This is a genomic window from Streptomyces sp. HUAS MG56, from assembly GCF_058673395.1.
In genome coordinates this window covers 8,017,362-8,037,858 of sequence record NZ_CM178722.1, presented here as the reverse complement: position 1 = coordinate 8,037,858, position 20,497 = coordinate 8,017,362, and the positions used below count along the sequence as shown (strand labels likewise).

Here is a 20,497-nt window from a genome sequence, read left to right as displayed (position 1 = left end):
CCTCCGGTGGATTCAGCGGGCCACCGGATACGTCAGATGCTTCACCCGGCGCAGGAACGGCGTCGTCTCCACGTGCTGCACGCCCTCCAGGCGGCCGAGCGGGCCGCTGAGGTAGTCGTACAGGTCGGCCGTGCTGCGGGCCACGACGCTGGCGACAAGGTTGGAGGAGCCGGCCGTCGCCGAGACGTGGGCGATCGGACCGTGGGCGGCCAGGGCCCGGCCGACCGCGGACAGGGCGGCCGGGACCGCGGTGATCCACAACAGGGCGGAGACCGGGTAGCCGAAGATCCGCGGCGGGTACTCGACGTCGAGATAGATCGCGCCGGAGGCCAGCAACGCCGTCAGCCGCCGTTTGACGGAGGAATCCGAGCGGCCGGTCGCGCGCTGGAGTTCGGGGTACGTGGCACGGCCGTCACGTTCCAGTACGGCCAGCAGCGGCTCGTCGTCGGGTTCGAGGCGGGCCGGACCGGACGGCGGTCCGGAGCCGGGACCCGAATCGGATACGCAGCCGGGATCGGCCCGCAGCGCGGCGATCTCGTCCTCCGTGAGCGCGCCGAACTTGCGGAGCCAGCCGTCGACACCGCCGTAGAAGCGGTGCAGGAGCTGGTGGGCACGGATCTCAAGCACGCGCGGGGTGCGCGGCAGTTTGCCGAGCAGCAGGTCGTCATGGTCGCCGGGGCGGTGCGGCCGGGTCAGGAGGATCACCTCGGTGCCGCCCGAGGCGAGACCGATCCAGAAGGTGTCCGGTCGCTTGGCGAGGGCCTCACCGATGGCCAGGGCGCTGTCGGGGGCACAGCGCACGCGCAGCATCCACTGGTCCTGACCGAGCCGGTAGGCATCCCGCAGGGCGACAACGCGCACGCCGCCGGTCGCGACGAGCCTGCGGTAGCGGCGGGCGACGGTCTGGTCGGAGACGCCGAGCACCGTGCCGATCCGGCTGAAGGGAGCCCGGCCGTCCACCTCCAGCGCGGACAGAAGGCGCAGGTCGAGAACGTCGAGAACGTCGGATTCCATCTCCGGCACGCGATCCCCCGTCGGATTTCGTCGCACAAGGCGTACAGAGCGGTCCGATCGGCCCCGCCCCGGTCATCGTACGGAACGACAGGAAGACGACGGGAACGATACGGGGAGTGGAGCATGCGGAGCTGGGGGACGCTCACGGCCGTGTGCCTGGGCACGTTCATGCTGCTGCTGGACGTGACGATCGTGGTGGTCGCGCTGCCGGACATGGCCGGCTCACTGCACGCTTCGCTGGGCGATCTGCAATGGGTCGTCGACGGGTACGCGCTCGCGCTGGCCGCGCTGCTGCTCGGCATGGGAGCGGCGGCCGACATCATGGGGCGGCGCCGGGTACATGTGACGGGTGTGGTGCTGTTCGCGCTGGCCAGCCTGCTGTGCGGGCTGGCGTCGGGGCCGGGAGCGCTGGTGGCGGCGCGGGCGGTGCAGGGCATCGGCGGCGCGGCGATGTTCGCGACGACGCTGCCCCTGCTCGGCTCCGTGTACCAAGGACGGCAGCGCTCGGCGGCGCTCGGGGTGTGGGGCGCGGTCAGCGGCGGGGCCGCGGCGGTCGGGCCGGTGCTGGGCGGACTGATCACCGAGGGGCCGGGCTGGCGGTGGATCTTCTTCGTGAACCTGCCCGTGAGCGTGGCGGCCGTGTGGCTGATGCTGCGGGTGGTGCCCGAGTCTCGCGGGCCGCGCGGGATGCGCGTCGACTGGGCGGGTACGGCCTCCTTCGCGCTGTTCGCGGGCGGTGCGACGTATGCCGTGGTGCGCGCCGGCGAGGACGGCTGGACGGCGTCCGCGACACTGACGGCGTTCGCGGTGGCCGCGCTGGCGTTGGTGGTGTTCGTGCTGGTGGAGCGGCGGGTGGCGCATCCACTGCTGGATCTGTCACTGCTGCGCCGGCCGGCGTTCGTCGGCGTGATGCTGGGATCGTTCGCCTTCAACGGGGTGGCGTTCGCCGGGATCCCGTACCTGTCGCTGTGGATGCAGACCCTGCTGGGGCTGACGCCGGTGCGCGGCGGGCTGACGCTGCTGCCGATGACGGTGGTGTCGATGGTGGTCGCCGTACTGGTGGGGCGGCTGCTGCACGGGGTGCCGGCCTGGCTGACGGTCGGCGGCGGACTGCTGCTGATCGCCGCGGGCACCCTGTGCCAGGCGGTGCTGGACGCGGGCTCGGACTGGACGGCGCTGGTGCCGGGATTCGTGCTGGTCGGCGTCGGCACCGGGTTCGTCGCGCCGACCGTGGCCGGGGCGGCGCTGGCGGCGGTACCGCAGGAGCGGGCCGGCATGGCGGGCGGTGCGGTGAACACGGTGCGCCAGCTCGGCTACGCACTCGGCGTGGCCGTCTTCGGCACGGTCCTCACCTCGCGGATGACCGGCACCCTGCCGAACGGGGCGGCCCACGCCCTGGCCGGCGGCGCCGCCGGGGCCCTGCGTGGCCACTTCGCCGAGCACACGCTGCGCACCGCGTTCGCCTCGGGCCTGAACGGCGCGCTGCTGGTCGTCGGCCTCGCGGGGACGGTCGTGGCCGCCCTGGTGCTGCTGCTCGTACGGGCGGGCCGGCCGATCTCGCCCAAGGAGTCCGGCACCGTGTCACGGAAGGCGGTGGCGGCGCACCGCTGACAACAGCGGCCGACTGCCGACGAAGGCGGGCGGACGGCTGCTCCGACGCGTGCAGGGCGGGGGCGGTCCCGGGAGCATGACTCCGGGGCCGCCCTCGCCGCGCGAGGTCGCGCGTATGCAATATGCAGTATTCGGTGTGCGATATGTGTGGGGAGGTGAACGGCGAACGTGATGTCGTATGCGATGAGCAGGACACTGCATGCCGTGAGCAGGGCACTGTATGCCGTGACCAGGATGGTACGGCCCGTAATTAGCCCGTACAGATTCGGTGGAGATTACGGCACCGAAACTTACTGACCCGTCAGTATCGTGTCCGGCCCTTCCCCATGTGAGGGCATTTTCCGGTCACCTCCCACGAAAAACGTGAGGTTTGCGCGGTTAACTACCCCCTCCCGCCCGGACACGCCGTGGGGTAGCTTTCACCGCGCTGTGCCGAGCATCACGGGCGTGACCAACAGCGAGGATCGGGGAGCGAGGTTTTGCGCGAGTTCACCAACCCGCCGTTGGCGTCGGCGCCGCCCGTGGGCGGTCTGGCCGACGTCGTCTTCGAGCATGCCCAGAGCGACCCGACGCATATCGCCCTCGGCCGCAAGGATCCCGACGGGCAGTGGCGCGATGTGACCGCTGCCGAGTTCCGCGACGAGGTCATGGCCCTCGCCAAGGGCCTGCTCGCGCGCGGCATCCGCTTCGGCGAGCGCGTCGCGATCATGTCCCGTACCCGTTACGAGTGGACCCTGTTCGACTTCGCGCTGTGGACGATCGGCGCCCAGGTGGTGCCCGTCTACCCCACCTCCTCGGCCGAGCAGTGCTTCTGGATGCTCTACGACGCCGAGGTGTCCGCGGCGATCGTGGAGCACGAGGACCACGCGATGACCATCGCCACCGTCATCGACCGTCTCCCGCAGCTGCGCCAGCTGTGGCAGCTGGACTCGGGCTGCGTGCAGGAGCTGTACGACGCCGGCGCGCACCTGGACGACGAGACGGTGCACCGCCACCGGCAGGCCGTCACGCCCGACTCGGTCGCCACGATCATCTACACCTCCGGCACCACGGGCCGCCCGAAGGGCTGTGTGCTCTCGCACGGGAACTTCATGTTCGAGGCGGACACGATGATCCAGCGGTGGCAGCCGGTGTTCCACACCAAGAGGGACGACGAGGCCTCCACCCTGCTGTTCCTGCCGCTCGCGCATGTCTTCGGACGGATGGTGGAGGTCGCCGCGATCCGCGGCAAGGTCCGCTTCGGGCACCAGCCGCAGCTGCACGCCGCCGCGCTGCTGCCCGATCTGGCCGCGTTCAGGCCGACGTTCATCCTGGCGGTGCCGTACATCTTCGAGAAGGTGTTCAACTCCGCACGCCGTAAGGCGGAGAAGGAGGGAAGGTCGGGGCCGTTCGAGAAGGCGGTCGACATCGCGGTGAAGTACGCGGAGGCCGTGGAGGCGAAGGCATGGGGCATCGGGCCCGGGCCGTCGGCGGGACTGCGTATGCAGCACCAGTTCTTCGACAAGGTCGTCTACGGCAAGGTCCGCGCGGCGATGGGCGGCCGGATCCGCAACGCGATGTCGGGCGGTTCGGGGATGGACCGGCGCCTGGGGCTGTTCTTCGCGGGCGCGGGCGTGCAGATCTACGAGGGCTACGGCCTGACCGAGTCGACGGCCGCGGCGACGGCCAACCCGCCCGAGCGCACCCGTTACGGCACGGTCGGCCAGGCCATCCCCGGGATGACCGTGCACATCGCGGACGACGGGGAGATCTGGCTGCACGGCGGCAACGTCTTCCAGGGCTACCTGAACAACCCGAAGGCCACCGACGAGACCCTGCACGAGGGCTGGCTGGCCACCGGTGACCTCGGCTCGCTGGACGAGGACGGCTATCTGACCATCACCGGCCGCAAGAAGGAGATCCTGGTGACCTCCGGCGGCAAGAGCGTCTCGCCCGGGGTGCTGGAGGAGCGGGTCCGCGAGCATCCGCTGGTGAACCAGTGCATCGTGGTCGGCAACGACCGGCCGTACATCGCCGCCCTGGTCACCCTCGACCAGGAGGCCGTCGAGCACTGGCTCCAGATGCGCGGCAAGCCGAGGCTGACTCCGGCGCAGCTGGTGCGCGACGCGGACCTGGAGACGGAGGTGCGGCGGGCGGTGGTGGCCGCCAACACCCTCGTCTCCCAGGCCGAGTCGATCCGTACCTTCCGCATCCTGGCGCAGCCGTTCACCGAGGAACACGGCCTGCTCACGCCGTCGTTGAAGCTGAAGCGGAAGGCGATCGAGAAGGTGTACGACAACGAGGTCGAGGCCCTCTACCGGACCTGATGATGCGTCTACTCGTCGGATTCAGAGGGCGGTATGTAAGTGCATAGGTGTTTTGTCGTCGCCTGAACGTGTGGCAGCTCGGTATCTCGGCCGGTCGACGGGCTCGGGCGTGCTGGGCTGAGCACCGTGAGCGAACGCAAGCCCTACAAGACCGACCTGTCCGACGAGCAGTGGGCGCTTGTCGAGCCGGTGATCGCGGCATGGAAGGCCGCACACCGCTCGGTCAGCGGTCACCAGGGCCGGTACGAGATGCGGGAGATCGTCAACGCGCTCCTCTACAGGGCCGCACCGGCTGCCAGTGGGACCTGCTTCCGCACGACCTGCTGCGCTGGCAGGTGCGGGAGAAGGCGCGGCGGAAGGCGGACCCGAGTCTGGTGGTGCTCGACACCCAGAGCGTGCACGCGGCGGCTGGGGTGCCTGCACAGTCGACGGGGTGTGATGCGGCAAAAAAAGTAGCGGGCCGCAAGCGCGGCCTGGCCGTTGACGTGCTGGGCCTGGTGATCGCGGTGGTGGTGCTCGCTGCGTCGGTGCACGACAACGCCGCCGGCATCGCGCTGCTGGACAAGGTCGCCGCCGACACCGACACCGTTCAGAAGGCCCTGGTCAACCAGGGCTTCAAGAACGCCGTCGTCGCGCACGGGGAGAAGGCGGACATCGAGGTGGAGATCGTCGAGGCCAACCCGGCGCAGACCGGGTTCGTGCCGATCCCCAAGCGGTGGATCGTGGAGCGCGCCTACGGGATCTTGATGCTGCACCGCAGGCTGGTGCGCGACTACGAGCACCTGCCACGCAGTTCGGAGTCGCGGGTGTACTGGGCGATGACCGCGGTGATACTGCGCCAGCTGACCGCCACGAGCACGGTCGGCACACGGTTGAGTGGGGCAGGACCGGCATACGGTGATCCCGCAGACCGCGCTGACGTGACCGGCCCGGCCGGCGCATGTCCGCTGCCCCGGGCGACCGATGCCGCTCTGTCCTGACGTACCTGTTGGCGCAACCTGGGCTGCTCTGCAGCCGTTCGTCTGACAGGGCCATGGCTGTGTCCGTCTGCCCTACGCGAAGGGGAGCGCGCTCATGTCGAGGAAGCCGGCCCCCCAGGTTACCGCCCGGCCCCGAGCGCGACAACGTCGCCGCGGACCTCAAGGCCCGGTACGAAGCGGGGACTTCCCTCCGCGCGATCGCAGAGGCCACCGGCCGCTCTTACGGCGCGGTCCACGGCCTGTTGGGAACAGTTGGGGTGTCTCAGCGGGCCTGGTGTCTCAGCTCGGGTCGGCCTGGTCTGTCGTTGGTGTGCGGCGATCGAGTGCTGGCAGTGTCTCGCTGATCGGCTGAGAACGCTATCGATCTGTGATCCCGGAATGCGGAAGGGACCGGCTCTTGAGGGCCGGTCCCTTCCGCGTGGGGGGTGTTGGTGGTCAGGCGCGTCCGAGTGCTCGGATGAACCAGCCGGCGTCGCGCCACTGGGCGGTGTTGAGGGTGCCGCGGGCGTTGTCGAGGGCTTTGGGGCCGGTGACGGTGACGCCGAGGTCGTGCAGGGCCTGTGCGACGGCGAGGGCGGGAGAGTCGCGGATGTCGTCGGCCTCGGGTTTGAAGGCGGCGCACCAGCCGGTGATCCGCTTGCCGCGCAGGTCAGCCCGAGTTCCTCGCAGGCGAGGTCGACGACGCGCTGTCGGCGGCGGGTGTTGACGGCGTCGGCTTCGCGGAGGATCCCGACGGCCTGGCCTCTCCCAACTCGCTGTGCACTTTGACACCGGAACCCCCGCTTCACCGTGCAACCTGACACTCCACACGATGCTTGCCAGTCCTACATTGGCAGTGAGCTGACAGGGGCCGACCGGGGTGTACGGATTCGTGCGGGAAACGCGACTCCACACAACCACCCAAGGCAGTCTGGTTGTGCTGCCTAGCGCAAGGCCGGGCCAAAGCGGCAACAACACGGAAGTCGAGCGGCCATGACCGGCCGCGACCACACGAGGGGGAACGAATGCTCAAGCTCGGCAAGACCAAGCGCGCCATCGCCATGGCCGCCGCGACTCTGGCAATCGCCGGGGGCGCAACCATCACCGCCACGGGAAGCGCGAGCGCGGCGAGCGGGGGAGGCTGCCGTGCGTGGTTCGATATCCCCGGCCACGATGTGCGGGTTGCGCCCTGCATCAGTGCCAGCGGTAGCGGTATCAGCGGGAACGGTTACCTTAACGGCAGCGAGCACGTGGACGACTTCACCGTCGAACTCATGAATAAGAACACCAACCAAGCGGTATGGCAGTGGGGCTATGGCTGCCCGCAGGGTCCTGCTGCGAACTGCGACGTCGCGCCCAACTTCGGGTCATACCCCTCCGGCGCCTACTACGTGGCGGTGTTCCTCGACATCGCCGGGACCTGGTACGGCCCCGTGGATTCGCCCGTGCTGTACATCTGAAGCCGCATTCCTATCGATCATGAGGGCGGTTCTGATCGAACAGGGCCCCTCGGTAGCTCGGGGTTGCTCGTGCGTGGATCCGAATGGCGTGTGGGTTGCAGTCATCAACACACCTGAGACCGACGTACAGATGTGGTATCAGGTCATGGACAAGCCGGCCTGGCAGTCAGGAGAGCCGACCTACGCGGTCACGCCCCCACTGTCCTGGGCACTGACCGGGGCTGGTTCGTGTATCACGACAGTGTTCCCATCGCCACGAGCCACTGCTACTACCTGCGCGTATGGTTCGTCGACGGTTCCAGAACGTACGGGCATGCGGAATCACCCGGTGCCTGTGACTGACACCAGAACGTCGTCCCCGGCAGCCGGAAGTATGCGGTGGTGCCAGGCCCGAGCGGGACCGTCTGGTCCAACCCGGTCACACTGGGCCCCGGAACGTACTACGGCGTCTCCTACTTCACCAGCCCGACGTACTACTACGGCGGCGAGACCCCCGCAGCCTCCGTCTCCTGACTGTCCCTCGTCTTCGGAAGGAATCCGCTTCATGCTGTCTCACCGTACGTCCCTGCGATCCGCCGTCGCCGTCCTCGGCTTCGGTGCCATGGTCGTCCTGTCCGCGTCGCCCGCTTTCGCCGCCAACGAGGGCGATCACTGGATCCACACCTATGACTGCACCGCCGACCAGGAGATCCAACTGAAGTTCGTCGACGGCGCCTGGCATGACGAGCAAGAGCTCAACCCGACCGTTACTGCTCACGGTTGCCGGTTCATCCTGACGGACAACGGCAGGGAGATCTCCGTCACCACCGGCGCCGGCTCTGGTTGGTGGCCCGACGGCCCGGGACACTACGTCTGCGCCATGGTCTCCGATTCCGGTGCCCAGTCCGCCGTCAGCGGCGTCTGCAACTGACCTCGCAACCCGAGGGGGAGGCGCGAGGAACACCTCGACGAGACCGTTGGCCGATCTGCCCGCCCCACGCCCCGCATATATGGCGAGAATCGCTGCCAGAGCCTCGACGGCCCCCCGAACCCGGCATCGGCGCCTGAGTAGAAGTAGGCGGTGCCGTGGCCCGGGAAGTCGTGCGGGAGGTATTTCCAGGGGATTCCGGTGCGGTTGACGTAGAGAATCGCGTCGAACACATCACGGAGGTCGACTTTGGGTGGCTGGCCGGTGGGCCGGCGGTCGAGCCGGGCCTTTCTCCGGGCCGTCAACGTCGGCTCGATCAGGGCTCATCGGGCGTCGGACAGGTCACTGGGGTACGGCTTCCGTTGGCTCACGCCGTAGCGTGATCATGGACGCGGCGGATGGTGCCGTTCCGCTGCTGCTGGGCGTTTCTGCCTCATCTTCGAATTAGACGGACTTCGTGCCCGAAGAGCGGAGCAAACGGGCGGCCTCGTCAGCGACTCGACGGACGCAGGGACTCGCGTATGGGGCAAACACCTCAAGCCTGACAGTCGCGAGACGCGCTTATCGGAGTGAACCATGTCTTAACGCGCACTAAGACCGCGACGGCCCGCCGGGTTTCCCGGCGGGCCGTCGGAGCGGGTGTTCAGGTCACACGTTGGGGGCGGACTTGGAGATGGTCCAGCGCTCGTCCTGGGCGCCGTTGCAGGGCCACTGGATGAGCTGACTGCCCTTGGTGGCGGCGGAGCCCAGGCCCAGGCACTTGCCCGAGTAGACGTTCCGCAGCTCGTGGGTGTCCTGGTCGTACCACCACTTCTCGTCCACGGCGCTGTTGCAGGTGTACTGGATCACGCCCTGGCCGCTGTCGAGGCTGCTGCCGGTGCCCAGGCACTTGCCGGAGTATGCGTTCTGGACGGTGTAGGCGGGGTTGCCGTTGTTGTCCTTGGTCTCGTCGAACACCCATTTCTCGTCCTGGGCGCCGGTGCAACCCCACTGGATGACCGGGTCGCTGTTCTCGATCTTGTCGCCGGCGCCCGCGCACAGCTTGCTGTAGTCGTTGTACAGGTACTGGGCGTCGTCGATTCTCCGCGGCAGCAGGGAGAAGACGACGCGCTTGCCGTTGCGCTCGTTCATGCCCCACAGGCGGCCCGAGGAGAACGAGTAGGACAGGTTCTGGGTGAGAGGCGCATCGCGGGTGAGGATCGACATCTTGTCGTTCGGCTTGGCCTGCCAGATGCAGTAGTAGGCGTCTGAGTCCGTGGGGTCGGCGATGTGCATGTAGTTCGTGTCGCACATGGCCGATATGTAGTAGTACGTGCCGTCGGTGGCCACGCCCTGCAAGCCGTGGATGGGAGCGGCGTAGGCGGCCGTCGCCGTGACGGGGGACGTGCCGCCCTCGCCGAGGTCTTCGATCGGCCAACGGATCACATCCACAGGGGTGGTGCGTGTGGCATCCCCGTACCGTCCGGAGACCAGGCGCGGCGGTGACACACTGCGGTCCAGGCTCAGGGAGCTCAGGCAGGCGATGTGCCCCGTGCAGTACATGTTGCTGCGGTCCTTGGGGTCGGCGCCGTCCTGCTCGGCCTCGGTGCGGTTCGAATAGCGGGCGACCATGGGCAGGGCCCACTGGTGGTACTCGGCCGAGGATGTGCCGCCCGAGATGCCCGACCCCTTGGAGATGGAGTTCACCTTCCACAGGTGGTTGAGGTCGTAGATCTGCAGTTCGCCGCCGTTGGCCACGAACAGCCTGTTCCCGTACCAGACCATGCCGTCGGCGTGTACGTCGTCGACCGAGGTGAAGTCGGGGTTGTCCCGGCTGCCGGTCGGCTTCACGAGCAGCACGTGCCCGTAACTCCAGTCCGTGCCGGTCGACTCCAGGATGGAGATGCGGGCCTTCTTGTTGCGGTCGTGGTCGCCGCCCCCGTTCCCGTAGTACCAGGTCGCCATGTACAGGTGGTGGCCGTCGATCGTGCCGCTCGGGTCCGCGTCGTGCGAGGCGGTGAATCCCTGCGGGTGCCAGCCCCCGGCCGGGTCCCAGGCGTTGGTGTTGTCGTCCGTCTCGTCCCAGCAGAAGCCGTTGTACTTGAGCGTGCCGTTGATCCCGGTCGTGTGGCACAGGGGGCGGCCGACATGCTGCCGCGACTGGGCCACGCTCAGCGGCGTCACCCTCGACACGACGCCTTTCGCCTCAGCCCCCTCGATCACCGACCGCGCTGTCTCGCCCTCGTCAACACCTGGCATCTCCCGAGGATGGAGAACGAAGCCGGATGCGTCCTCGGGCTTGAACGGCAGGTTCTGGTCCTGGATGAGGGGCGGGTCGTCGGCGACCGCCTGCTGAGTGCCCGATATCAGCGCCGCCAACGACGTCAGAGCGACCAGCGCCGCTGTGATCCGTCCTCTGCGACGACCTCGTTGCTTCGCAGTCATCTGTCCCCGTTCTCGTTCGGTGGCTCGCGCTGTCCCCCGCGAAGCACCAGCCCTGGTGCGCGTTGCGACGCACCAGGACCGAGGATCTCGGAATCCCTCCGAAGAGTCGTTAGCAATCAGTCCACACTCCCCTTGGCAATGAGTCCCAGAGCCTGGTGCCGGTGGTCCCTGGGCGTGGTGCCGTAGGCCGCGCGGTGTGCGCGGCTGAAGTCGGCCGCGCGGGAAAACCCCCAGCGGGCGGCGATGGTGTGGATGGGGGTGGTGCGGAGCGCCGGGTCGGCGAGGTCGCGACGGGCCGCCTCCAGACGCAGACGGCGTATCCACGCGGCGACCGTGGCGTCCTCGTGCTGGAAGAGGCGGTGCAGATAGCTGGTGGAGATGTGGTGCGTGGCGGCAATGCCGCTCGGGGTGAGGTCCGGGTCGTGCAGGTGCTCCCGGATGAACGCCTGGATGCGCAAGGTGAGGGCTTGTTGGTGGGTCTCCGGGGGCAGGCAGTCGCCGGCTTCGAGCAGATGGGCGAAGAGCGCGGAGACCAGCGGGGTCACGACGGCGGCCAGCCGCGGCCGGTCGGAGGGCTGGTACGCGGCCGGGTCCGCGATCAACTGGGTGAGGAACCGGGCCAGTAGGGCACCCATGCCCTCCCGGGCCGACACCGGCGCCCCGACGATCCGGGCGGCCATGTCGCGAGGCAACGGCAGCAGGGCCTTGGGAACCTCCAGCGCCACGGTCTGGACCAGGTCCCCGGTGCTGTAGACGTCGTTCGGCAGCGAGGACGAGTTGATGAACAGGTCGTACGGCTTGTACGCGGTCTCCCGGTGCCGCCACACGCCCGCCCCGGTCCCGCGTACGACGAGTGACAGGTGGTAGGCCTCGGGGTCGGACTGCCGGATCAGCTTCGGCGTGCGCTGGAACACCAGCGGCTGGAACGTGGCGGACCACACGGTGACGGCACCGAGGTCCAGCACGCGCTGGGAGGCCCGGAAGTCGTCGGTGTGGTCGCTGCGCAGGTCCATGGGCGCGTGGGTACGGCCCAAAAGCTCGGTCCAGTAGTCGAACCGGTCCGCCGCGGACACGTCTTCGCTCCGGAACACCATCTCGTCCAACAACTGTCTCTTCACCGCTTCTTAAGCCGCTGGTCAAAGGCCCCCTTGAGGATGACGGGGTATCTGAACGCACCGGTTCCCTCACCCGTTCGGCCCACAGCGGTCACTGTCGTACCCGGGTCCGGTCTCGATGGGAGTGAGCCCGGCTTGAGAGGACGTCTGGTTCGTGTAGTTCGCGGGTGATTGCGGTTTATGCGTCTCGCCAGGTTGGAGTGGTTTCGCCGGTTGCGCGTTTGGCGAGGGCGGAGATCGCTGCGAGGCGGATCATGCTCTCGGAGTGTTCGGGTTTGGTTTCGTAGTCGCGGGCGAGGCGGCGGTGCATCATGATCCGTCCGAGGCTTCGTTCGACCCTCCACCGCTTCGGCTGCGGCACGAACCCCTTGACCTGCGGGTTGCGTTCGACGATCTCGACGTCGATGCCCCAGGTCGGCGCCGTGCATGACGACCTGATTCTTGAAGCCCTGGTCGACCAGCGCTTTGCGCACGGTTCCGCCGGCGTGGTCGGCGACCTGGTCAAGCAGGACGATGCCCGCGGCGTTGTCGTGGGTGTTCGCAGCGAGGACGACGATCGCGATGACCAGGCCGAGGACGTCCACGGCCAGGCCGCGCTTGCGGCCGGGCACCCGCTTGGCCGGACCGTGGCCACTCGTGGAGGCGGGGACCCCGGCGGCCACGTGGACACTCTGGGTGTCCAGCACCACCGGGGTCGGGTCCTCTAATCGTCGGGCCCTCTCCCGGACCTGGCAGCGCAGGAGTTCATGAATGACCTGGTCGGTCCCGTCGTCCCGCCAGGCGGCGAAGTAGTAGTACGTCGCGCTCTTCTGCGGCAGGTCGTGCGGGAGATAGGCCCACTGGCAACCGGTCCGCCCCTGGTAGAGGATGGCTTTCACGATCTCTCGCCTGTCGTAGGCGCCCTGATGACCGCTGACCGAGCGGTGCCGGTCCTCCCACGCGGTGATCACCGGCTCGATCAACGACCACTGCTCGTCCGATAAGTCACACGGGTACGGCTTGCGTTCGCTCACCCGGTCACATCACCAGATCACCAACCGCGGACCGGCAGAGTCCGCCCCGCCGCCACATGATCAGGCGACAGCAGATCCACCCAAACACTCACGAACCGCCCACTCAGAGCTCACTTGATCGTCACGCGGAAGATCTTGTCGGAGCCGTCGGGGGCGTTGCCGTTGTTGTCGCAGTTGGTGGTGGACAGCCACAGCTCGTCGGCGCCGGGCACCTTGGTGACCGTGCGCAGCCGGCCGTAGGAGCCGACGTAGTACGCGGTGGGTGTGCCGACGTTCTCGGTGTCGCCGTTGATGGGGATGCGCCACAGGCGTTCGCCGCGCAGGGACGCCATGTAGATGACGTTGCGGACGACGGCGATGCCGCTGGGCGAGGCCTCGGAGACGTTCCAGGTGGCCTTGGGGTTGGTCATGCCGGGGACGCTGCAGGTGCCTTCGCAGGTGGGCCAGCCGTAGTTCGCGCCGGGCTTGATGAGGTTGAGTTCGTCCTTGGAGCTGTTGCCGAACTCGGCTTCCCACAGGCGGCCGTTGCGGTCGAAGGCGAGGCCTTGCGGGTTGCGGTGGCCATAGCTGTAGACGTAGTTGCCGAAGGGGTTGCCGGGGGCCGGCTTGCCGTCGGTGGTCATGCGCAGGATCTTGCCGTTGAGGGAGTTCTTGTCCTGGGCGAGATCGGGCTGCTGGGCCTCGCCGGTGGAGGCGTAGAGGTAGCCGTCGGGGCCGAAGGCGAGGCGGCCGCCGTTGTGGTAGCGGTTCTTCTTGATGCCCTGGAGCAGGATCTTGTAGCCGGTGAGGGTGCTGCCGTCGTAGGTCATGCGGACGACCCGGTTGCCCTCGGCTGCGGTGTGCATGAAGTAGACGTAGTGGTTCGTGGCCCACTTGGGGTCGACGGCGACGCCGAGCAGGCCGCCCTCGCCGTTGGTGGTCACCGCGTTCGGGACGGTGCCGACCTGGGTCCTCGTACCGTCCTTGGTGACCTTCCAGACCCGGAAGTCGTCCCGCTCGGTGACGAGGGCGGTCTTGCCGTCGGGCATCCAGTAGGTGCCCCAGGGGATGGTCCAGCCGCTGGAGAGAGTGGCGATGGACGACGGGACACCGCCGTCGGTGGCGCAGGCCTTGGTCGTGAAGGAGACGGTGTTGCTCGGCGGCGAGACGTTGCCGGCGGCGTCGCGGGCAACGACGTCGAGGGTGTAGGGGCTGTTGCAGGCGAGCCCGGTGAGGGTGGTGGAGGTGCCGGTGGTGACGGTCTGGTAGACGGTCAACCCGCTGCGGATGTCGTAGGCGGTGACGGCGTGGTCGTCGGTCGAGGCGCCCCAGGTGAGGTCGACGGTATTCGATGTGATGTCGACTGTCTGCAATGTACCGGGTGCGGTCGGCGGTGTGGTGTCGGAGCTGGGCTTCGTCGTGCAGTCGACGACCGGGCTGGCGGGCGAGGTGTTGCCGGCCGCGTCCCGCGCGATGACCGTGAGGTCGTAGGTGGTGTTCGGGGTGAGCCCGGTGAGCGTGTGCGTCGTGGTGCTGCCCGGTGCTTCGCCGATCTTGTTGCCGTGCTCGTAGAGGTCGTACGCCGCGACGCCCGTGTCGTCCGTCGACGCGCCCCAGGACAGGGTGAGCCGGTCCTCGCCGATGTCCGAGCAGGAGGGCTGCCCGGGGCGGGTGGGGGGCTGGGTGTCGGTGGCGGCTGCGAGGCTCAGGCTGTCGAGGTTGGGGCCTCCGTTGTCGGTGGTGGCGGTCGCGCGGATCGTGTTGGTGCCCGCCTTCAGCTGGACGTTCACGGTCTTGGCGGCCCAGGTGTTCCAGTCGGTGGTGGCCGGGAAGGAGACGGCGGGCGCCGCGACGGTGCCGTTGACGGAGAGGTCCATCGGCCGGTCGGTCGGGGTGCCGTTGGCGTACCGCAGGGTGAGTGACGCGGGGCCTGCGGTGGCCGCGGAGACGGTGAACTCCACGGAGGAGCCCTTGACGTTGGTGTAGTCGACGAAGCCGGTTCCGGTGTAGCCGGTGTGGTTGGTGGCGACGGTGCCCTGGGAGATCAGGGCGTCCTCGGCCTGGAAGTCGGTGGCGGCGAGGGCGGTGCCCTGGCTCAGTGCGGCCAGGGGCAGCGCGAGTACCGCGGCCAGGCCGTAGGGCAGAACTCTCCTGAAGGTCATGGCTGTTGGTCCCTTTGTTTCCTTCAGCCCGTGTACCGGGTGAAGATCTTGAGGTAGTCGTACGGCTGCTGCGACACGCCGCTGCACGCGTCGCCGTCGGTGCCCGGGCCGCAGGGGCGGTCGCGGTTGGCGGACCAGTAGGTCAGGCGGGCGATGTGGTGCTGTTGGGCGTAGGCGAGCATGGTGCGGAAGTCGGCGGTTCGGACGAGCTCGCCGGAGTCGTCGGTCTTTCCGTTCATGGACGACAGACCGATGTGGGCGTAGGCGGTGGCGTCGCTGTAGCCGTAGGCGGCTTTGACGCGGGCCTTGAGGCCGTCCATGGCCCGGGTGGTGAGGGTGCCCATGGTCGTGGTGCCGCCGCCGAAGTCGAACGGCATGATGCACCAGACGTCGTTCTGCAGGCCCGACCTGGCGGCCCGCTGGATCATGTCGACGCCGGTGGCGTCGGGGCCGGTCGTGGCGGTGCCGAAGGTGATGACCGTCTTCAGGCCGGGGTTGTTCGCCTTCACCGTCTTCAGGGCGTCGATGACACGCTGGCGTACGGTGGCGTTCGACCACTCGGTGTTCTCGATGTCGATGTCGATCGCGTGCAGACGGTATGCAGTGATCAGTTTTTGGTATGCAGTCGCCAGCGCCCCGGCGCTCGCGCACTTCTCGCCCAGCTTCGCGCCGCTCCAGCCGCCGACGGAGACGATGACATCGCCGCCTGCGGACCGTATACGGTCGACCGTCGACTGATCACTGCCTCCGGTCAACGGTCGACTGCCGTCCCACTTCGGGTTGCAGGTGCCGTCGGACAGGACGAACGCGAGCGTGAACCACTTCACGCCGGTAGCCGACATCACCTTCGTCGGGTCGGGCGGATTCCCCCAGCCCAGGTACTCGTACGGGGCGACGGCCATACCAGGTGCGGCTGCGGTGGCGGCCGGCCGGGCCGAGCCCGTGGGCCGTACCCGGATCAGGCGGGTCTCCCCCGGTCGCAGGGTCGCGCTGTAGGAGCCGGTGGTAGTGCCCGGGTGGGCGCCGGACCACAGGTCGGTGACATCGCCGGAGCCGGTGAAGCCGATCCGGGACCAGTCCACGGAGACGGTGGCGGAGCCGGAAGTGGCGGTGTTGAACAGGGCGACCGCGTAGGAGCCGTCGCTCTCGCGTTTGCTCCAGACCTGCTGGGAGCCACTGTCGACCACGCGTTTCGCGGCGACGCCGTCCTGGTCGACGCCGATCAGCCGGTCGTTGGTGAGCATGGCCTTGTCGACCGGGTCGAGGTGGGTGAGGTCGGTGCCCAGCAGCAGCGGGGCCGCCGCCATCGACCACAGGGTGAACTGGGAGCGGCGCTGGTCGGCGGTGAGTCCGGCCCGGTCGCCGTTGCCGATCTCCAGGGAGTCAAGGTCGTTCCAGCCGCCGGGGCCGGCGTAGGGCTGCCAGGCGGCGGCCGAGTCGAAGCGGCGCGCGACGTGGGTCCAGTCGGTGAGGGGGTAGCCGCTGCCGTTCGGGCCCGGGCCGCAGTAGCACTCGACGTCGCCCTGGGTGCGCCAGCTGTTGGCGAGGGTGCGCCAGGTGCCGGCGTGGTCGATGGGGAGGTTGTTGGACAGGGCGAAGGTGATGGGGCGGCCGGTGGCGCGCAGGGCCTTGTCCCAGGCCTGGACGTCGGGGATGTCCTGGCTGCCCACGCCGTCGATCTTCAGGTAGTCCACGCCCCACGAGGCGAACTGCCGGGCCCAGGAGTTCACGAACTCCTGCGCGCCCGGCTTGGTGTAGTCGAGGGCGTACATGTTCTTGCAGTTGTAGTTCTTCTCGGTCTTCGAGGTGTCCGCGATGTCCGTGGCGTGGTAGGGCGTGCCTTCGACGGGGGTGTTCTTGAGGACGGCGTTCTTGGCGATGCCGGGGGTGACGTAGAAGCCGAACTTCAGGCCCTTGGCGTGTACGTGGTCGGCGACGGCCTTGATGCCGTGCGGGAACGTGGCGGGGTCGGCGCTCCAGCGGCCGTACCCGTCGACGGTGAAGCCGTTGCTGTCGCACTTCTGCCAGAAGTCGTCGAGGTTGACCTGGACGAAGCCGTGCCGGGCGAGGCCCGAGGAGGCCAGGGCGTCGGCCTGGGCCTCGATCGTGGCCTCGGTGGGATGACGGCGTACGAAGCTCCAGCTGCTCCAGCCCATGGCGGGCCGGACCGACTGGCCGTTGTCGGAGGCGGCCGCAGGGTGGGCGGCTCCCGTGAGCGGTACGGCGGCGGCGATGAGCAGTCCGGCCGCCACCGTTGTGAGTGCTCTGAAGCGGGTCATGGGCGTCGTCCCCTGTTCACGGCGGGGGTGGCGTAGGAGGTGCCGATCCAGGCCTCGTCGATCCGCAGCTGCCGGTAGTGGGTGGTGTCGGTGGCGGCGGCCCAGGTGGAGTCGACCTCGATGCGGACGTAGCGGGCGGTGCCGGCGGGCAGGTCGATGCTCTGCACGCCGCGGGCGCTGGGGAGTTGGCCGGTGGTCACGGCGCTGCCCCAGTGGGTGCCGTCGCTGCTCAGGTACACCTTGTACGCCTTGATGCGCGCCGACTGTTCGGTGGCGGAGCGGGCGTAGGCGACGGAGTCCTCGCGCTGGTTGAGCCCGAGGTAGCGGACCTTTTGGGCGGAGTGGAGGTCGAAGGTGAGGGTGACGGGCAGGGTCGTGTCGTTGTCCCAGTAGGTGAGGTACGACCCGTCGCCGACGGCGGAGGCGGGGTGGCCGCTCGCGGAGGTGCTCGCGGTGACGGTGACGCCGGTCGCGATGCCCTGGCGGCCCGCGGTGATCACCTTGAGGACGGTGTCGTACGGGTCCCAGCCGCCGAGGCCGGTGAGGGTGAGCGTGCCGCCGGACTGCGACCACGCGACGGCTTTGCCGGTGCGGAGGTTGGTGACCGAGGCGATGCGGTAGCCGTTGTCGCGGATGCGCAGGGTGGAGGTGCTGGGCGGGGTCAGGACGTGGATGTACTGGCGGTTCGGGTCGTCCTTGGCGATGGTGGTGACGCCGTGGGCGCCGTCGTTCCAGTTGCCGGGTGCGAGGCCGCCGTACATGTAGCCGCCGCCCTCGGTGCCGTGCAGGGACTCCCAGATCGGGTCGAGGTAGGCGTTGGCGAAGGTGTTGAAGGCGGCCTGGTTCGCCGGGAATCTGCCGTTGACCTGGGCGGTCTCGGCCATGAGTGCCTTGACGGAGGATCCGGCGTTGGAGACGAGGCGGCCGAGGGTGAGTCCGCGGTCGACGGTGGGGTCGGTGCCGTCGTACCACCAGGCGCCGGTGGACGGCAGCTTGAAGTCGGCCTCCGTGAGGCGGGGTTGGGCGGTGTACACAGCCTGCGGGTAGTCGTATGCGGGCGTCATTCCCGTCTTCTGCTCATTGCTGATCATGTCCATGATCGGCGTGTCTTCGTTGTTGTTGCTGAGGGTGTAGTTGGGGCGCTTCTGGTAGATCTGCTGGTAGAGGTTGTGGCTCAGCCAGTAGTCGTTGTCGTTGTCGATCCAGAAGCCGCCGAGGTCCGGGTAGCGGTCCATGACCTCGAAGAAGTTGTCGTACGAGAACTCGCCGAAGCCGTCGCGGGTGGTCAGGTCGACCTGCTTGCCCTTGTAGGCGGAGTAGGCGGCGGAGTCGAGCCACTCGTGGCCGCCGTCGCCGTGCCACTGTGGGTCGTCGGTCATGTAGAGGATGACCTTCATGCCCTTGGCCTTGGCGGCCGTGATGAGTTCACCGAGGAAGTCCCGCTTGGTGGAGCAGGAGCCGGGGATCTTCGAGGGCCAGGGGCGGGCGTAGCCGAGCCGGCTGTGGAAGGTCGCCAGTACGAGGTATTGCGTATGCAGTTTTCTGGCTTCGTTCACCCAGTAGTCCGGCGTCCAGCCGCCGGCGGTGACGTCCTTCTCCCAGGCGGCGCAGTCGGTGTGGGCGGGGGCCGTGCGCAGTCCCCAGTGCAGGAAGAGGCCGCCGACGGAGGCGCGCAGGAATGCCTGGCGGGGGTTCTCCAGGTCCAGCGGGCGGGCCGGTGTGCCGCAGTCCTGGCTCGATCCGCTCGCCGAGACGCGCAGGGCGGCGCCGGTGGTGGAGTGACTGTCGGCCAGGCAGTAGCCCGTGACGTTCTGGAGGCCGATGTCGTGCGGCGACCTGCTGCCCCTCTGGGCGGTGAAGCGGGTCAGCCGGACACCGCTCGCCGCGTTCGCGATGACGGCGGGGCGGCCGTCGTCGGCGGTATACCGCACACTGCTGTCGGTGAACTGTATATCGTCGACATTGTGCAGGTACCAGCCGTATGCCGGCCGGGTCCCGATGCTCTTCGGGTTGTAGTCACCCGGGTCGTTGCTCGGCACGCCCGTCGACATGGTGCCGTTGCCGCCCGGGACCGTGACGTTGACGTTGGTGAAGGTGACCCCGGTGATCCGGTGGCCGGTCTCGCCCCACAGGGTCGGACTGAAGGAGGGAGTGTTGCCGGTGGCGGTGATGTTGTCGTACGTGACATCGCTGATCGAGCCGACACCGGGGCTGCCACCGCACCGTTTTCGTGTGCCGATCTTCTCCATGATCGGGGAGTGGACGTCGGTCATGGTGATGTCGCGGTAGTGGACGTCGGAGATCTTCGCGCCGTCCATGGAGACCATGCCGAGGCCGGACTTGTCGGCGCCCTCGATGCGGATCTTCTCGAACTGGTAGTCCGAGAAGTCGCCGCAGGTCTCCGAGCCGAACATCAGGGCGTTGCAGCAGCGCGCCGAGAGCACCGAACCGCTCACCCGCACATGGCCGTTGGGGAGCTTGGCGCCGAGGGCGTAGTCGCTCTTGAAGACGAGGGCGTCGTCGTTGGCGGAGATGTGTGCGCCCGTGATCGTCACGTTCGTGGTGGAGATGACGTTCCAGCCGTCACGGTCGCTCGCGGTGTCGATGGTCAGCCGGTCGGAGACGACGTTCGTGCAGCCGTTGATCAGGGCGGCGAAGTGGCCGCCGCGGCGCAGGGTGAGGCCGTCGCCGAGGCGCAGTCCGTCACAGCGGGTCAGGGAGAGGATCTTGTCGGCCTGGCCGGACTGGGGGTTGCCGGTGATCAGGTGGCCCGCGCCGTCGATGACGCCGTCGCCGGTGAAGCCGATGTCGGTGAGCTTGTCGCCGTAGATCATCGCGTCGTGGAAGTGGCTGTGCCCGAAGTCCTGGTACTTGTCGTTCGGGTTGGCCTCGGGCGGGTCGTAGGTGCCCGCCGAGGAGCCCTGGAGGGTGGCGCCCTTGTCGAGCTGGAGCGTCACATGGCTCTTCATGTGGATGGTGTTCTCGGACCGGTAGGTGCCGGCCGGGAAGCGGACGGTGCCGCCGCCGGCCGCGGCCGCGGCGGTGACGGCCTTGTCGACGGCGGGGGTGTCGTTGGCGCTGCCGTCGCCCTTGGCGCCGAAGGCGCGTACGTCGTACACGGCCGCGGGGCGGGGGGCTGCGGGCTGCGGGGCCGCGAGGGCGGCGGGGTGGGTAAGGCCGAGGACCACGGCGAGGGCGGCGAGGAGGATCGCCGCCGCCCTTCTGGCGTGGCCGGGCCCGGCGGGATGGGGTGTCAACGGACCGCTCC

12 protein-coding genes and 3 pseudogenes are annotated in these 20,497 nt (G+C 68.5%); 7 read left to right on the top strand and 8 right to left on the bottom strand.

Annotated elements, in window-relative coordinates:
* Positions 1 to 12: 12 nt before the first annotated feature.
* Positions 13 to 1,014: an Lrp/AsnC family transcriptional regulator gene (locus AC4OXY_RS37535; RefSeq protein ID WP_402067846.1), complete on the bottom strand. Its 1,002-nt coding sequence runs from the start codon at positions 1,012 to 1,014 to the stop codon at positions 13 to 15.
* 123 nt (positions 1,015 to 1,137) lie between these two features.
* On the opposite strand from AC4OXY_RS37535, the gene AC4OXY_RS37530 reads away from it, so the two are divergent.
* From AC4OXY_RS37530 to AC4OXY_RS37500, 7 genes and pseudogenes are all read left to right on the top strand, one after another.
* Positions 1,138 to 2,625: an MFS transporter gene (locus AC4OXY_RS37530; protein WP_491991840.1), complete on the top strand. Its 1,488-nt coding sequence runs from the start codon at positions 1,138 to 1,140 to the stop codon at positions 2,623 to 2,625.
* A 479-nt stretch (positions 2,626 to 3,104) separates the two neighbouring features.
* Positions 3,105 to 4,931: an AMP-dependent synthetase/ligase gene (locus AC4OXY_RS37525; protein ID WP_356030456.1), complete on the top strand. Its 1,827-nt coding sequence runs from the start codon at positions 3,105 to 3,107 to the stop codon at positions 4,929 to 4,931.
* A gap of 126 nt (positions 4,932 to 5,057) precedes the next feature.
* A pseudogene (locus AC4OXY_RS37520) lies at positions 5,058 to 5,911 on the top strand (transposase).
* Positions 5,872 to 6,255, top strand: coding sequence for a helix-turn-helix domain-containing protein (locus tag AC4OXY_RS37515; RefSeq protein WP_491991839.1), 384 nt, complete (start codon positions 5,872 to 5,874; stop codon positions 6,253 to 6,255). Before AC4OXY_RS37520 ends, AC4OXY_RS37515 begins: the two are co-directional and overlap by 40 nt.
* A 660-nt stretch (positions 6,256 to 6,915) precedes the next feature.
* Positions 6,916 to 7,350 (top strand): hypothetical protein, encoded by a 435-nt coding sequence (locus AC4OXY_RS37510; RefSeq protein ID WP_356031991.1) that lies wholly within the window; start codon positions 6,916 to 6,918, stop codon positions 7,348 to 7,350.
* Between the two features lie 381 nt (positions 7,351 to 7,731).
* The gene (locus AC4OXY_RS37505) at positions 7,732 to 7,863 is read left to right on the top strand and encodes a hypothetical protein (protein ID WP_491991838.1); all 132 of its coding nucleotides are present in this window, start codon (positions 7,732 to 7,734) and stop codon (positions 7,861 to 7,863) included.
* Between the two features lie 31 nt (positions 7,864 to 7,894).
* Entirely contained in the window at positions 7,895 to 8,260 is a 366-nt protein-coding gene (locus AC4OXY_RS37500; protein ID WP_491991837.1) for a hypothetical protein, read from the top strand.
* Positions 8,261 to 8,387: 127 nt separating this feature from the next.
* On the opposite strand, the pseudogene AC4OXY_RS37495 reads toward AC4OXY_RS37500, so the two are convergent.
* The 7 genes and pseudogenes from AC4OXY_RS37495 to AC4OXY_RS37465 form a co-directional block, all read right to left on the bottom strand.
* Positions 8,388 to 8,577 (bottom strand): annotated as a pseudogene (locus tag AC4OXY_RS37495) (transposase); the annotation flags it as partial.
* A gap of 328 nt (positions 8,578 to 8,905) precedes the next feature.
* Entirely contained in the window at positions 8,906 to 10,681 is a 1,776-nt protein-coding gene (locus AC4OXY_RS37490; protein WP_491991836.1) for an RICIN domain-containing protein, read from the bottom strand.
* Positions 10,682 to 10,797: 116 nt separating this feature from the next.
* The gene (locus AC4OXY_RS37485) at positions 10,798 to 11,787 is read right to left on the bottom strand and encodes an AraC-like ligand-binding domain-containing protein (protein ID WP_491994698.1); all 990 of its coding nucleotides are present in this window, start codon (positions 11,785 to 11,787) and stop codon (positions 10,798 to 10,800) included.
* Positions 11,788 to 11,974: 187 nt separating this feature from the next.
* Positions 11,975 to 12,809, bottom strand: a pseudogene (locus AC4OXY_RS37480) (IS5 family transposase).
* A 110-nt stretch (positions 12,810 to 12,919) separates the two neighbouring features.
* Positions 12,920 to 14,950: a PQQ-dependent sugar dehydrogenase gene (locus tag AC4OXY_RS37475; RefSeq protein ID WP_491991835.1), complete on the bottom strand. Its 2,031-nt coding sequence runs from the start codon at positions 14,948 to 14,950 to the stop codon at positions 12,920 to 12,922.
* A gap of 23 nt (positions 14,951 to 14,973) precedes the next feature.
* Positions 14,974 to 17,229, bottom strand: a complete 2,256-nt coding sequence (locus AC4OXY_RS37470; RefSeq protein ID WP_491991834.1) for an alpha-galactosidase — start codon at positions 17,227 to 17,229, stop codon at positions 14,974 to 14,976.
* Entirely contained in the window at positions 17,226 to 20,486 is a 3,261-nt protein-coding gene (locus AC4OXY_RS37465) for a glycosyl hydrolase family 28 protein (RefSeq protein WP_491991833.1), read from the bottom strand. The genes AC4OXY_RS37470 and AC4OXY_RS37465 overlap by 4 nt, the downstream gene beginning before the upstream one ends.
* Positions 20,487 to 20,497 lie beyond the last annotated feature (11 nt).

Excerpts from the sequence above, each read along its gene's own strand:
- AC4OXY_RS37500 (WP_491991837.1), top strand. The coding sequence starts at position 7,895 with ATGCTGTCTCACCGTACGTCCCTGCGATCCGCCGTCGCCGTCCTCGGC.
- AC4OXY_RS37535 (WP_402067846.1), bottom strand. The coding sequence starts at position 1,014 with ATGGAATCCGACGTTCTCGACGTTCTCGACCTGCGCCTTCTGTCCGCG.
- AC4OXY_RS37530 (WP_491991840.1), top strand. The coding sequence starts at position 1,138 with ATGCGGAGCTGGGGGACGCTCACGGCCGTGTGCCTGGGCACGTTCATG.
- AC4OXY_RS37475 (WP_491991835.1), bottom strand. The coding sequence starts at position 14,950 with ATGACCTTCAGGAGAGTTCTGCCCTACGGCCTGGCCGCGGTACTCGCG.
- AC4OXY_RS37510 (WP_356031991.1), top strand. The coding sequence starts at position 6,916 with ATGCTCAAGCTCGGCAAGACCAAGCGCGCCATCGCCATGGCCGCCGCG.
- AC4OXY_RS37490 (WP_491991836.1), bottom strand. The coding sequence starts at position 10,681 with ATGACTGCGAAGCAACGAGGTCGTCGCAGAGGACGGATCACAGCGGCG.
- AC4OXY_RS37470 (WP_491991834.1), bottom strand. The coding sequence starts at position 17,229 with ATGACCCGCTTCAGAGCACTCACAACGGTGGCGGCCGGACTGCTCATC.
- AC4OXY_RS37515 (WP_491991839.1), top strand. The coding sequence starts at position 5,872 with ATGTCCGCTGCCCCGGGCGACCGATGCCGCTCTGTCCTGACGTACCTG.